Source organism: Micromonospora sp. NPDC048905 (assembly GCF_040649655.1).
GTDB lineage: Bacteria > Actinomycetota > Actinomycetes > Mycobacteriales > Micromonosporaceae > Micromonospora.
The window spans coordinates 619044-633521 of the sequence record NZ_JBEZFV010000001.1; the positions used below are offsets into that span (position 1 = coordinate 619044).

Below are 14478 nucleotides of genomic sequence, written 5' to 3' on the forward strand. Positions count from 1 at the left end.
GCGATAACATGCCGTTCGTCAAGACGTAACATACGCCCGGATCGATACCGTGGGGGCTGACCTCCGCCGATGCCTGCCTCGTCAGCGCCGCCCGGTGCGCAGCCCTGGCCAGGGGCTGATGCGCGTCGCGACCCCCTCGCCGACGCGAGTATCCCGGTGAAACTGTTATCGCTCACAGCACAACGGAGCATGACCCACCGTCAGCAGACGGCTGCGCCGTGCGCCGGACCCGCCGGGTCCTCGTCGGGGCGTACTCCGGCGAGGATGTCGGCGGTGGTGTGGGCCTCGATGCCGGGCGGCTCGTGGTCGGTGAACCGCGAGACGACAGCCCGGACGTGCCGCTCGGCAGGTGCCGCCAGGCCGTCGTAGACGGCCTCGAACAACTCCCGCGCCGGCCTCCGCAGCCAGTTCTTCGGCAGGAGTTCCAGGGGCAGCTGCGGATCGAGGACGGGGAAGCGCCGGAAGGTGTCCATCACCTCGGTCCGGGCCCGCACCGCGGCCGCTCCGTCGATCTCCCCCGCCGCCACCCGCGGCAACACCGCCGTCCAGTGCGCAAGGAACGCCTGGTAGCTCCGGCCGATCTCGGTGATGTCCCAGGCCTCGATCGGGGCGCGGTGGATGGCGGACTCGATCGCGGTCTGCCGTCCGCGGAACACCGTGACGGCACCAAGGGTGAGCTGGTCGAGCTGGGTACGAGCGGCAGGGGTCAGCTCGTCCGGCGAGATCCACAGTCCGTCGTACAACGGCGCGTATCCGAGCCACCGCAGTTGGGCACGAAGGGCCCGGCGCTGGGCACTCCGGTCCTGCGGCAGCGAGAACGCGACGATCGTCCAGCACCCGTCCCAGGGCACGGTCGAGCTGGTCGAGGCGAGGATCCAGTGGCCGCCGGCGGAGAGGTTGACAGCGGCCGCGCGGCTGAGTCGGTAGGAGCTGCGCCGCCCACGTCGGCTGCCCTCCAGGACGCCGCGACGGGCCAGTCGGCTGATCGCGGTACGCGCGCCGGCCGCGCTCACCCCCGTCTCCGCGAGCAGCGCGACGATGGCGGCGGACGGGATCGCGGCACGAGTCCGCAGGGTGTAATCAGCCAGCAGGGTCACCGCCACGCCCTGCGGCGAGTTGCCGACCTGCCGCCGGGGCAGCCGGAGCGGTTGGTCTCCGTCGTCGGGATAGATCTCGTCGATGTCGAACGGGCTTGCCACAGGCGCTCCGTGCTCTTCAGGGACGGTGTGACGACTGTAGACGGAATACCGCCGAACGAGCGTCGCGGTCGACAGGCGATAGAAGAGCCTCGATTGACACTTGTTGGTCCGAGGAGAACACTAATCGCCACGCGATGTGGTCCGGAGTCGGGCAGGGCGAGCCACCGGTAGCGGGCATCGCGCGATCACCGCGGGCCTCGGGCATCCCCGCGAGGCAGATCGTGCGGCCATCCACAGCCTGCACAGGCAATCGAAGGAGTCGTCCGTTGAGAATCAGAAGGAAACTGCTGCTCACCCTGGCCGTGCCGCTGCTGGCGGCCGGCCTGGCGGTCCCCGCGATCCCACCCGCGTACGCGGCGTCGCTGACCGAGGTGACCAGCTTCGGTGACAACCCGGGTCGGATGCGGATGCACGTCTACGTGCCGGACAACCGCCCGGCCCGGCCGGCGACCATCGTGGCGATGCACGGCTGCGGTGGGTCCGGCCCCGGCTTCTACTCCGGCAGCGAGTTCGCCGGCCTGGCCGACCGCTACGGATTTATCGTGATCTACCCGTCCGCGACCCAGCAGGCCGGATTCGGCAACTGCTTCGACGTCTGGTCGGACGCGGCCAAGCGGCGCGGCGGCGGCAGTGACCCGGTGTCCATCGTCTCGATGGTCCGGCACGTGCAACAGCAGTACGCCGCCGATCCGGACCGCGTCTACGCCACCGGCAGTTCCTCCGGCGGCATGATGACCAACCACATGCTGGCCCTCTATCCCGACGTGTTCAAGGCCGGCGCCGCGTTCATGGGGGTGCCGTTCAACTGCTTCGCCAACGCGGCCGACTTCCCACCCACCAGCAGCCAGTGCACCGGCGGAAACATGAACCGGACGCCGCAGCAGTGGGGTGACGCGGTCCGCCAGGCGTACCCCGGGTATTCCGGACCCCGCCCGCGCATCCAGTTGTGGCACGGCACCAACGACACCCTCGTGCCGTACTCGCTCTTGCAGGAGTCGATCGAGCAGTGGACGAACGTGTTCGGGCTGAGCCAGACACCCACCTCGACCGACACTCCGCAGCCGAACTGGAACCGGCGCAGGTACGCCGACAGCAGCGGCACGGTTCAGGTCGAGGCGTACAGCATCCAGGGCGCCGGGCACAGTCTGCCCGCCAGCGGCATGGCCGCGTCCGCCATCGGGTTCTTCGGCCTGACCAGCCCGCCCAACCCGACGACGCCACCGCCCAACCCGACCACCCCACCGCCGAACCCGACCACCCCGCCGCCGAACCCGACCACCCCGCCGCCGGACTCCGGCGGCTGCCGGGTGACCGTCACGGTCAACGCCTGGAACAGCGGGCTGACCGAGAACATCACCGTCACCAACACCGGCACCGGTGCCGTCAACGGCTGGTCCCTGGTGTTCACCCTGCCCGGCGGGCAGAGCATCACCTCGGGCTGGAACGCCTCCTACTCCCCGAACTCGGGGCAGGTGACGGCCAGGAATGTCGCCTACAACGCCGGCATACCCGCCAACGGATCGGTGACCGTCGGCTTCCAGGCCACGCACACCGGTAACACCGCCAAGCCGAGCGCGTTCACGCTCAACGGCGCGAGCTGCTCGGTGGCCTGACACCGAACGGCACTCCGGGGACGGCGCGCACCCGTACCTCCTCGGAGCCTCGCCGGCCGTGACCGCCGGCCTGAGCCGGCGGGCGTCGACGAGGGTGTGCGCCGGTCACCACCGCGGTGGTGACCGGCGCACGTGTCGTTCAGACGCCGCTGCCGGGGTCAGCGGTAGCCGGCGCTCACGATGCTCGCCTGCACCGCGGCCTCGGTCGCGTCGGACGGGTAGCCGGCGACCATGGCCCCCTCGTAGAAGGTGCCGGCGCTCAGGTTCGCGCCGCCGTCGGGCTTGCAGCAGTCACCGCCACTGCCCAGGATGATCGCACCCTGCTTCTTCATCGGGCTGTAGCCGGGCGGGAGCGAGCCGTCGTACAGCGTGTAGAGGCTGCCGGACGTGGCGTCGCTGCCCTTGATGGCGAAGCGGGAGGTGCCGTTGTTCTTGAGGGTCGCGGTCACGAACTTGCTGGTGAAGGCGCGCTGGTTCGGGTTCCAGCTCTGGCTGCCACCGGGGAAGAGACCCCACTCGAGGTCCGCCTGCACCCAGGGTCCGCTGCCGGAGCAGCCACCGAACCAGCACTGCTTGCTGAAGTTGATGGCGTCCATCGCACCGGCGGCGTCGGCCTTGCGGGTCGTCTCGCTGTTGCCGTAGTCGAAGCAGCAGCCGTTGTTGACGTGGGTGCCGCTGGTGACCATGTACATGCCCTCGGGGGCGGCGCCGGTCGGCACCCCGGTGAGGTGCCCGTCGCGCCAGTAGCTGTTGCCGGGGTTGATGTAGAGCGAGTACGCCTTGGCGCCACCCACGGTCAGCGACTCCGACGTCGCGATCGCCGGCCTGCTCTGCGGCGATCCCGGAACCACGCTCGACCCCTGGTACCAGAGGTCGTTGCCGCGCCCGGACTGGTCGAAGACCACGGTGATCACGCAGGTGGTGCCGGTGCAGAAGGAATCCTGCGTCGCCGCGTTGGCGGTGCCACCCGCGCCGGTCAGCCCGACGTTGCGGGTCGTGTTGTCCGACGAGCGCCGGACCTGGTAGAGGTTGCCGGAGTACGCCGCGTAGAGCGCCCGCGTCGTGCTGTGCGCCGCGACGCACGCAGTGCCGCCCGAGGCGTAGATGTCGCAGGGGCGCGCACCGCTCGGCGGCGGACTGGTCGGCGGTGCCGAGGTCGGCGGCACCGAGGTCGGCGGCGTGTTCGGCGAGGCCCACTGCTGGTTGGCGCCACCGTTGCAGGCCCAGAGGATGACCTTGGTGCCGTTCGCGGTGGCGGCGGCGTTGGCGTCGAGGCAGAGCCCGGACTGCACGCCGGTGATGGTGCCGTTGCTGTTGACGTTCCACTGCTGGTTGTTCTGGCCGTTGCAGTCCCAGATGATCGCCTGGGTCCCGTTGGTGGTGCCCCGGCCGGAGGCGTCCAGGCACTTGTTGCCGTACACCTGGAGCTGCTTGCTCGACGTCCAGGTCCAGGTCTGGCCGGCGGCGCCGTTGCAGTCCCAGAGTTGCGTCTGGGTGCCGTTGGTGGTGCTGGAGTTGGGCACCTCGAGGCAGCGACCGGACGGCGTGCCGACGATCCGGGTGCTCTGCCCCGGCTGGATGGTGGCCGCCACGGCGGCCTCGGCGGCGAAGGGCGAGCCGGTGGGGGTGGTGCCGACGCCGATGCCCACGACGACGAGCACCCCGGCCAGGACACCGGCCAGGAGGGTCAGACGTCGGACGCGTTGACGTCTCGGGATGAGGTCGCGGGCTGTGTCTGGCCCGCTGCGGGACGGGATTCGCACGAGGTGGCTCCTCGGAGTCGGGGAAGTGCGGGGTAATCGTCGACGCGCCACGGGCGGGTGGTGGCATGGCGAATCGCAGCGAATCGTATGACCTTTATTTTATTCATGTCAATGAATGTAGTTGCCGGGTGGCGCGCTGGCCGCTGGGCGGGGCAGCCAGCGCGTCACCTCCCCCGGGACGACTACCGCCCCAGGATCCGCCATGTCTGGTTCAGGGTGCCGCCCTGGTTGACCGCCTTGCAGGTCCACTGGTGGACGAGTGCGCCGGCCGCCGTGGAGACGCCACTGACATCGACACACTTGCCGCTGTGTCGGGCGACGAGTTGGTAGTCGTGCGAGTCGTTGCCCGAGTAGGTCACCTTGCGAAGAGTGAACTGCTGGTTGGAGCTGTTCAGGCAGGTCCACTGGTGCACGGCAGCGCCGTCGGCGGTGGACACGCCACTGACGTCGAGGCACTTGCCGCTCTGCTGGTTGACCACGGTGTACGTGTTGGCCACGCCCGCGACCGGACGGAAGTTCCAGAGCTGCTGGTCGCCGCCGTCGCAGTAGTTCTGCTGTTGGACGTTGCCGTCGGCGGTGCTCAGGCCGACGTTGTTGAGGCACTGCTGGGAGTGCTGGGCCACCGCCACCGACTGGAAGCCACCGTCCGACGGGGGCAGCAGGGTGATCGTGTAGGTGTCGGTCTGGTTGGTGTACGGCACGGACACGGTGGCGTTGTTGTTGGACACGTTGACCACGCTGTTCGAGACCGTGATCGGCCCCGGCACGGCGCCGCCGCCGTTGTGCGGGATGCGTTGGGTGAGGACCCGGACCTGGTTGTTCGCCACGATGCCGCTGGTGGTGTCCAGGCGTTGCAGGTTGACGGTCAGGTTCCCGGTGGTACGACCACCGCCGATGAGGACCTTCGCCGTGCCGGTCGCCTTCGTGGCGAACGCGTCGTACGACTGGCTGGGGGTGACCGCGGCGATCTGTCCGGTCTGGGAGGCGTAGTAGCGGTAGTTCCACCACTCACCCTTGGGCTGGTGCTGCCCGGCCGAGTTGCGGATCAACAGGTTGCCGAGGTCGTTGTGCAGGCTGCCTCCGCTGGCCCAGTTCGCGCGCAGGCCGTCGGCCCGGGCGCGTTCCAGCCGCGCGATGTACCAGGCGCCGTCGGCCGGGTTCTGCTCGTCGGGCGCGCCGTACTCGTTGATCTGGTAGGGCCGTGGGTGGGGGATGCCACGGGGGTCGAGGGTGGCGTTGGCGGCGGCGACGTTGGCGACCGGGTCGCCCGGCAGCGAGTGCCAGCTGATGATGTCCGGCACCGTGTTGGTCGAGCGGACGAAGTCCAGGTACTGGTTCCAGAAGGCGTGGTTGGTCGACGGGACGCAGGCACAGCTCGGCCCGACGATGAGCTGGTTGGGGAACTCCACCCGGAGGCGCTGGTAGGTGCGGCGCCACAGTTCGAGGTACTGGGAGATCGGGCGGTTCCAGAAGATGGTGATGTTGGGTTCGTTCCAGATGTCCCACTGCACGTTCAGCCCGGACGCCCGGACGTCGGTGATCAGCCGGGTCAGGAAGTTGTCGTAGTCGGTCCAGTTGCCGTTGTCGCCGGGGAAGCGCGAGATTCCGGCGCCGTCGGCACCCCACAGGTCGTGCGGCAGGATGATGAACTTCCCGCCGAGGGCGGTGGTCCGACGTGCCTGGGCGAGGGTGGAGTTCCACCGGCGGTCGTAGGTGCCGCCGACCCAGCCGCTGCCCGGCAGCTGCGCGCCACCGGCACGCATGGACTGGAACTTGACGTCTCGGTAGAAGTGGTCGGCCGGACCGCTGGCGTTCTCGGTCATGCCGTAGATCCAGCCGGACGCGCGGTAGGTCGGCGTGCCGTTGTCCGTGGCGAAGTTGACGCTTATCGACTCGTCGGCGGCCTGGGCCGGGGACGCGGCGACGGTTACGGCGGCGGTGGCGGCGAGCAGGCCGACCACGAGTCGGGCGACGAGCGCGTGCGCTCGTCCTGACCTGCCGGGGGACGGGGTTTTCACGGGCGGCTCCTTGGTGGGGCGCGGGGGACGCTCTCCGGAGGGCTGCGCTTGCGAATCGATTCGCTGGGATCGTAGGACCAGGAACTGAACGATGTCAATGAAGTGACGGCGCGGTGAAGGTGGCGTTTCACAGCGCAACCTTCAGAACGCCCGATCATCTCTTGACCAGCCGGCAACGACGGACCTATCTTCGTGCGAACCGATTTGTCGAATCGGTTCGCCTCATGGTCGGACGTCGTCCGACCCGCGACGGTCAACCCGCACACCCCACCCTGACGATCGACTGAAGTGAGGCAACACATGACAGGACTCAGTCGTCGACGGCGCCTGGCCGCCGTCGCCGTGATAGCGCTCGCCGCGGTGACCGGCAGCGCCTGCTCATCGTCGTCCGGCGACGGACCCGGCGACGGCGGCGCCTACCTCGTCTGGGACCCGTATCCGCAGTTCGCCGCCGACTCCGAGTGGGTCGCACTGCTCAAGAAGTGCGGCACCTCGGCGGGGGCGGCGAGCGTCGAGCGGACCGGCTACGACACCACCGACCTGACCAACAAGGCTCTGCTCGCCGCCCAGCAGGGCAACTCACCGGACGTGCTGATCGTGGACAACCCGGTCATCTCGACACTGGCCGAGGCCGGCGCGCTCACCACCACCGACGACAACAAGCTCGACGTCTCGGCCATGGCGCCGAACCTGCTCGGCGCCGGCCAGAGCGGGGGCAAGACGTACGGGGTGCCGATCGGGGCGAACACGCTCGCCCTCTACTACAACAAGGACCTGCTGAAGGCCGCTGGCGTCGATCCGGCCTCGATCAAGGACTGGGCGTCGCTGACCACGGCACTGAACGCGGTCAAGGCCAAGGGGAAGAAGGGCATCACCTTCTCCGCGATCGGCACCGAGGAGGGCAGCTTCCAGTTCCTGCCCTGGTTCTGGGGTTCGGGAGCCCAGCTGACCAGCCTGGACTCGCCGCAGGCCGTGTCCGCGTTGACGCTCTGGACCGACTGGCTCAAGCAGGGCCTCGCGCCGAACTCGGTCATCAACAACACCCAGACCACGAGCTGGCAGGAGTTCGCCACCGGCGACTTCGCGTTCGCCGAGAACGGCACCTGGCAGTTGGCCAACGCGGAGAAGCTCGGCTTCTCCTACGGCACCATCGCGATCCCGGCCAGCGCGGGCGGCCCGGCGCCGGCGCCCACCGGCGGTGAGTTCGTCTCCATCCCGGTGCAGAAGAAGACCGACAGGTACGAGACGTCGCAGAAGATCGTCGCCTGCCTCACCAACGCCGACAACCTGCTCACCACCGACACCACGCTGTCCTACGTGGCACCCGTCGCCGCCGTGCAGGATCGGCAGGCCGCCGACCCCAAGCTCAAGGTCTGGGTGGAGGCGGTCCGGGCAGCCAAGGGCCGCACCGGTGACAACCTCGGCACGAAGTACCCGAAGATCTCGGAATCCCTGTGGACCGCGGTGCAGTCGGCGCTCAGCGGTGGGAAGTCACCGAAGGACGCACTGACCGCCGCTCAGGCCGCGACCAGGTAACCGCGCCGAACCGACACCATGCTCCCCTCGACACACAGCTCCACTGCCGTACCGGATCCGGGTGAGGCGGCGAAGTCCGCCCCACCCGGTCCTCCGCCGTCCCGCGCCCGCCGGCCCAACCGTTGGCTGGCGTGGGGCTTCCTGGCCCCGGCGACCCTCTACCTGGTGGCCTTCTACGCCTACCCCCTCTACCGCAATCTCGAGTTGAGCCTGCGCGAGTACACCGTCCGGTCGTTCGTGCAGGGTGGCGCGCCCTTCGCCGGCCTCGACAACTACCGGACGGTCCTGACCGATCCGGCCTTCGGGTCCACGCTGACGCACACCCTGGTCTTCACTGGTGCCTCACTGGTCTTCCAGTTCACGATCGGCATGGCCCTGGCGCTCTTCTTCCACCAGCACTTCCCCCTGTCGCGCACGTTGCGGGCGTTGATCCTCGTACCGTGGTTGCTGCCGCTGATCGTCTCGGCCTCGACCTGGTCGTGGCTTCTCAACAGCGATTCCGGGTTGGTCAACGCGGCGCTCGGCGTCGTCGGCATCGACCAGGTCAACTGGCTCACCTCGCCGGGCTGGTCGCTCGCCTCGGTGATCATCGCGAACATCTGGATCGGCATCCCGTTCAACCTGGTGGTGTTGTACAGCGGGCTACAGGCGATCCCGGTCGAGATGTACGAGGCGTCCGCGCTGGACGGCGCGTCGAGCTGGCAACGGTTCTGGGGGATCACCTTTCCGCTGCTGCGCCCCGTCTCCGCGATCACGCTGCTGCTGGGGCTGATCTACACGCTGAAGGTCTTCGACATCATCTGGATCATGACGAAGGGTGGCCCGACCAACTCCTCCGCCACGCTCGCGACCTGGTCCTACCGACTCGGCTTCGGCAACCTGCTGCCCGAGTTCGGTCCGGGTGCCGCCGTCGGCAACCTGCTCATCGTGATGGCCCTGATCGCCGGGCTCGTCTACATCCGGATCCAGCGGAGGCAGAACCTGCCATGACCACCTCCACACCTCGGGTCTGGTGGAAGACCGTCGTCGGTCTGGTGCTGACCGGGCTGATGCTCTTCCCCGTCTACTGGATGATCAATGTGTCGTTCACCCGGGACCAGGACATGCGGGCCGATCCCCCGCACCTGTTCCCGACCAACGGCACGCTGGACGGCTACCGGGCCGTGCTCGACCAGCAGTTGCCGTACCTCGGCACCAGCTTCCTGGTCGGTCTCGGCACGGTGGCGCTGACCGTGGCGCTGGCCGCCCCCGCCGGGTACGCGCTGGCGAAACTGCGGCCACCCGGCGGCACGGCACTGAGTTTCGTCCTGCTGATCGCGCAGATGATCCCGGGCATCATCATGGCGATGGGCTTCTACGCCATCTATCTCAGTCTCGGCGTCCTGAACACGCTGCCCGGCCTGATCCTGGCCGACTCGACGCTCGCGGTGCCGTTCGCTGTGCTGATCTTCACGGCCTTCATGTCCGGCATACCCGACGAGCTGCTCCAGGCCGCCGTGGTCGACGGCGCTGGCCGGCTGCGAACCTTCTGGTCGATCGTGCTCCCGGTCAGCCGCAACTCGATCGTCACGGTGTCCCTGTTCGCGTTCCTCTGGTCGTGGTCGGACTTCATCTTCGCCTCGACACTCGCCGGCGGCGGCGACCACCAGCCGATCACCCTCGGCATCTACCACTACATCGGCAACAACAACCAGCAGTGGAACGCCATCATGGCCACCGCTGTTGTCGCCTCCATCCCCGCCGCGGTGCTGCTGATCCTGGCCCAGCGCTACGTCTCGATGGGCGTGACCGCCGGCGCCGTCAAGGACTGACCACCCGCACCACAGAAAGGCACCCGCCACCCATGACCGTCGCCCCGTCCGGTCCGGAGTTCCCCGTCCAGGACATCCCGTTCAGCTACCGAGGAGCCTGGTTCAACATCTCCCCGGTGGTCGCCGAGAAGACGTACGCCGACGATCTGCACCTGGTCTCCCACCAGACCGGGCTGCACCCCGTACTGCGGCTCTCCCCCGCGGCGGCCGACGCCACGATCGTCGCCACACCCGCGCTGCTGACCTGGCGGAACGGCGCCGACCGGATCGAGGCTGTCTACGACGGCCCGGACACCCTGCGGATCCGGGGCCGACGGCTCGGCCTGCGGGTGGCCGCGGCCACGCCCACCCTCACCCCGTTCAGCGGCACCTACCTCTACCACGACCCGCTCGACGGCTCCCACGTGTTCACCTCGTACGAGACCGGTCGCCGCTACCGGATCACCGTGCTCTCCGGTGCTCTCCGGCGCACCGACGGCGTCGAGGCGCTCGGCACCGCGGACCGGTACGTCGACCTCCCCGGTGACCAGCCATGGGAGATCGCGATCGAGGAGTACGCCACCGCCCGCCGCCCGTACGCCGGGTCCGTCCCCTTCGACCAGCTGTGCCGCGACCGGGCCGCCGAGTTCAGCGCGTTCGTCGACGCGGTCGCACCGTGGCGGGGTGCGGAAACGCCGGCCGCCGAGCTGGCCGCCTACGTCCTGTGGTCGGCCACCGTCGCCCCGGCGGGCTTCGTCACCCGGCCCGCGGTCCTGATGTCCAAGCACTGGATGGACAAGGTGTGGAGCTGGGACCACTGCTTCAACGCGATCGCCCTGGCCGCCGGCGAGCCCGAGCTGGCCTGGCACCAGTTCCAGCTGCCCTTCGACCACCAGGACGAGGCCGGCGCCCTACCCGACTCGGTCACGCACTCCGAGGTCCTGCACAACTACGTCAAGCCTCCCATCCACGGCTGGGCCCTGCGGCACCTGCGTCGACGCCTTCCCCAGCCACCGGACCGCGCGGCGTTGGCGCAGACGTACGACCGGTTGGCCCGCTGGACCCGGTTCTGGCTCGACGCCCGCCGGGCCCCCGGCCAGGAGCTGCCCCACTACCAGCACGGCAACGACAGCGGCTGGGACAACGCGACCACCTTCGACGGCAACCGAGTCCTCCAGACGGCCGACCTCGCCGCGTTCCTGGTGTCCCAGCTTCGCTGCCTCGCCGACCTCGCCACCGAGCTGGGTGAGCCCGCCGAACAGTGGTCCCGGGAGGCCGACCGGATCCACGGCGCCATGCTGCGGGACCTGTGGGACGGCGAACGCTTCACCGCCCGCAACCCGCACACCGGCGATCGGCGGGCGAGCCGAAGCCTGCTCGACCTGATGCCCGTCTCGCTCGGCGCCGACCTGCCCGCTCCGGTCGCCGCCACGCTGGCCCGGGGCGTCGAAACCCACCTGACCACCCACGGGCTGGCCACCGAGCCGGTCGACTCGGCGCACTATCTCGCCGACGGCTACTGGCGTGGCCCGATCTGGGCACCCTCCACCGTCCTGGTCGAGGACGGCCTGCGGCGGGCCGGGCAGACCAGGATCGCCGACGAGATCGGTCGACGGTTCCTGGCGCTGTGTGAGAAGTCCGGATTCGCGGAGAACTTCGACGCCGAGACCGGGGCCGGGCTCCGGGACCGGGCGTACACCTGGACCGCCAGCAGCTATCTCATTCTGGCCGCCGGTCAGGAGGAACGGCGGATCACGAAGGAGTAGCAGCCCGCACCGGACCGGTGCTGGAGCGCAACGAGATGGGCGGGCTGTACAGCCGGTGACGTGGCACGGCGCCGGGGGCGGCGATGCTCTCCAACAGCAGCGACACGGCCTCGGCGCCCATCTCGACCATCGGCACGTCCGCGGCCGTCAACGGCGGACGGAAGTCCTCCGCCCAGTGCTGGGCGGCGACACCGGTGACGGAGAAGTCGCGGGGCACGGACAGGCCGGCGCCGGTCAGCGCCCGCTGCATTCCGGGCAGCGCGGCCTCGTTGATGGTGGCGATGGCCGTGACGTCGGGATGGGTCACGAGCAGCTGTTCCACGCACGCCTCGCCGGAGGCGGTGTCGTCGCCGCAGCAGACCTCCACACCGGTCAGGCCCCGCTCCACCGCCGCCGCCCGGAAGCCGGCCAGCGCCCGATGGCTGGGGCCGTAACCCGCGGCCACCAGCTCGGCGGAGCGGTTCACCAGCGCCACGTGCCGGTGCCCCAGGTCGGCCAGGTGGTGCACGCAGCGGGCGATCAGCCCGGAGTAGTCGATGTCGATCCAACTCATGTCCTGCGGCTCGGCTATCCGCCCGATCGTGACGAACGGCAGACCGGCCCTGGTCAGGCGGGTCACGCGGTCGTCGGCGAGGCGGATCTCCATCAGGACCACGCCGTCCACCCGACGCCCGGTGACGATCCGCTCGAAGGACCGGTCGTGGTCACCACCGGACGGGGACAGCAGCACATCGAGGTCGTGGCGAGCGGCCGCCTCCACGACGCTGGCGACGAAACCCAACTGCATGTCGGTCAGCCGCTGACTCGCCGGGGGGATCACCAGGCCGAGGGTGCGGGTGCGTCCCTCCTTCAGCGCGCGGGCACTGGCGTTGGGTCGGTAGTCCAGCTCGTCGATGACCGCCTGGATCCGCTGCCGGGTCGTCTCCGACACGGTCCGCTTACCGCTCAGCACGTAGGACACGGTGCTGCGGGACACCCCCGCCCGACGGGCGATCTCCCCGATGTTCATACCGCGCCCTCGAATCGATTATTGCCCCGACACGGGGACGCACCGTTGTTCGCTGCTGAGCATATCCGTCCTGGATCGCAGGCCCGCGTCAGGAAGTCCGCAGCAGCAAGGGCTGCGGCAGCTGGCGCAATACATGGACGCGCATTAATGTAAAAAGGTGTGACGTGTGATGTCGCTTATCACCGCACCCACCACACCGCCGAGAGGATCCGATGAATGTGAAGAGACGCTTGCGTCGCCTGATGGCCGCCGCGGGGACCGTGCTGGTTCTCGCCCTCGGCGCCAGCATCTACGTGGTCTCGGACGCGCCGGGAGTCGCCCGCGCCGCCGGCACCGGACCGTGCGACATCTACGCCTCGGGTGGCACCCCGTGCGTGGCCGCGCACAGCACCACCCGCGCGCTGTACGGCGCGTACAACGGCCCGCTCTACCAGGTCCGGCGCTCCTCGGACAACACCACCCGCGACATCGGTGTGCTGAGCGAGGGTGGCTACGTCAACGCCGCCACGCAGGACTCGTTCTGCGCCAACACCAACTGCGTCATCACCATCCTCTACGACCAGTCCGGCCGCAACAACCGCCTGACCCAGGCGCCTCCCGGCTACTTCGTCGGGCCCGCTCCCGGCGGATGGGACAACCTCGCCGACGCGAAGGCGGCACCGATCACCGTCGGCGGTCAGAAGGCGTACGGGGTCTACATCGCCCCCGGCACCGGCTACCGCAACAACAACACCAACGGCGTCGCCACCGGCGACCAGCCCGAGGGCATCTACGCCGTCGTGGACGGCACGCACTACAACCAGTGGTGCTGCTTCGACTACGGCAACGCGCAGACGAACAACCTGGCCGACGAGCGCGCCATCATGGAGACCGTCTACTTCGGGGCCAACAAGCAGTGGGGCTACGGCGCCGGCGCCGGACCCTGGATCATGGCCGACCTGGAGTGGGGGCTGTTCTCCGGGGTGAACGCGGGGTACAACAACATCGCGCCCATCAACCACCGGTTCGTCACGGCCATGGTCAAGGGCGAGCCGAACCACTGGGCGATCCGGGGCGGCAGCGCGCAGTCGGGCGGCCTGACCACCTACTTCGACGGGCGTCGCCCCAACGGCTACCACCCGATGAAGAAGGAGGGGGCCATCCTGCTCGGCATTGGCGGCGACAACAGCATCACCGGGCGTGGCACCTTCTTCGAGGGTGTGTTGACCTACGGCTACCCGACGGCCGCGACCGAGGACGCCGTGCAGGCCAACATCGCCGCCGCCGGCTACGCACCGGCCGGTGGCGGTAACCCGCAACAGGGCGTCCAGATCGTCGGCGGCCAGTCCGGCCGCTGCGTCGACGTGCCGAACGGCACCACCACCAACGGCACCCAGGTGCAACTCTGGGACTGCGTCGGCAACACCGCGCAGCGCTGGACCTCCACCGCCGGCAAACAACTCCAGGTGTACGGCAACAAGTGCCTCGACGCCAGCGGCCGGGGCACCACCAACGGCACCCAGGTGATCATCTGGGACTGCAACGGCGGCACCAACCAACAGTGGAACATCAACTCCAACGGCACCATCACCGGCGTCCAGTCCGGGCTCTGCCTCGACGCCAACGGCGCCGGCACCGCGAACGGCACCAAGCTCCTCCTCTGGGCCTGCAACGGACAACAGAACCAGCAGTGGTCCACCCGTAGCTGACCCCTCGCCACCACCCGATCGGTCGGGCCGTCTCCGCGCAATCCGCGGGGGCGGCACCGCCCGGCAGCCGACGGCCCGCCGCATCGCGGTCGAAGG

10 protein-coding genes are annotated in these 14478 nt (G+C 69.2%); 6 read left to right on the top strand and 4 right to left on the bottom strand.

Annotation, left to right across the window (positions count from 1 at the left end):
* Nucleotides 1–200: 200 nt before the first annotated feature.
* Nucleotides 201–1199 carry a PaaX family transcriptional regulator C-terminal domain-containing protein gene (locus AB0C01_RS02730; RefSeq protein ID WP_357254371.1) on the bottom strand — a complete coding sequence of 333 codons (999 nt, stop codon included), beginning with the start codon at nucleotides 1197–1199 and terminating at the stop codon, nucleotides 201–203.
* 266 nt (nucleotides 1200–1465) lie between these two features.
* Between AB0C01_RS02730 and AB0C01_RS02735 the strand changes: the two genes are divergently transcribed.
* Complete coding sequence (locus AB0C01_RS02735; RefSeq protein ID WP_357570044.1) at nucleotides 1466–2812, top strand: PHB depolymerase family esterase; 1347 nt, start codon at nucleotides 1466–1468, stop codon at nucleotides 2810–2812.
* A 158-nt stretch (nucleotides 2813–2970) separates the two neighbouring features.
* Here AB0C01_RS02735 and AB0C01_RS02740 read toward each other — a convergent pair whose 3' ends face one another.
* Nucleotides 2971–4575 carry an arabinofuranosidase catalytic domain-containing protein gene (locus tag AB0C01_RS02740; RefSeq protein ID WP_357570045.1) on the bottom strand — a complete coding sequence of 535 codons (1605 nt, stop codon included), beginning with the start codon at nucleotides 4573–4575 and terminating at the stop codon, nucleotides 2971–2973.
* Between the two features lie 182 nt (nucleotides 4576–4757).
* Nucleotides 4758–6593, bottom strand: a complete 1836-nt coding sequence (locus tag AB0C01_RS02745) for an RICIN domain-containing protein (RefSeq protein WP_357570046.1) — start codon at nucleotides 6591–6593, stop codon at nucleotides 4758–4760.
* A 300-nt stretch (nucleotides 6594–6893) separates the two neighbouring features.
* Between AB0C01_RS02745 and AB0C01_RS02750 the strand changes: the two genes are divergently transcribed.
* From AB0C01_RS02750 to AB0C01_RS02765, 4 genes are read left to right on the top strand one after another with little or no spacing between them, the layout of a single operon-like run.
* A complete protein-coding gene (locus AB0C01_RS02750; RefSeq protein WP_357254379.1) occupies nucleotides 6894–8129 on the top strand; it encodes an extracellular solute-binding protein in 1236 nt (411 codons plus the stop codon).
* An 18-nt stretch (nucleotides 8130–8147) separates the two neighbouring features.
* A complete protein-coding gene (locus AB0C01_RS02755; RefSeq protein ID WP_357254381.1) occupies nucleotides 8148–9119 on the top strand; it encodes a sugar ABC transporter permease in 972 nt (323 codons plus the stop codon).
* Nucleotides 9116–9940 (top strand): carbohydrate ABC transporter permease, encoded by an 825-nt coding sequence (locus AB0C01_RS02760; protein WP_357254383.1) that lies wholly within the window; start codon nucleotides 9116–9118, stop codon nucleotides 9938–9940. Before AB0C01_RS02755 ends, AB0C01_RS02760 begins: the two co-directional genes overlap by 4 nt.
* A 32-nt stretch (nucleotides 9941–9972) precedes the next feature.
* Nucleotides 9973–11685, top strand: coding sequence for a trehalase family glycosidase (locus AB0C01_RS02765; protein WP_357254385.1), 1713 nt, complete (start codon nucleotides 9973–9975; stop codon nucleotides 11683–11685).
* Here AB0C01_RS02765 and AB0C01_RS02770 read toward each other — a convergent pair.
* A complete protein-coding gene (locus AB0C01_RS02770) occupies nucleotides 11672–12694 on the bottom strand; it encodes a LacI family DNA-binding transcriptional regulator (protein ID WP_357254387.1) in 1023 nt (340 codons plus the stop codon). The genes AB0C01_RS02765 and AB0C01_RS02770 overlap by 14 nt on opposite strands.
* 212 nt (nucleotides 12695–12906) lie before the next feature.
* On the opposite strand from AB0C01_RS02770, the gene AB0C01_RS02775 reads away from it, so the two are divergent.
* The gene (locus AB0C01_RS02775; RefSeq protein WP_357570047.1) at nucleotides 12907–14382 is read left to right on the top strand and encodes an arabinofuranosidase catalytic domain-containing protein; all 1476 of its coding nucleotides are present in this window, start codon (nucleotides 12907–12909) and stop codon (nucleotides 14380–14382) included.
* Nucleotides 14383–14478: the final 96 nt, after the last annotated feature.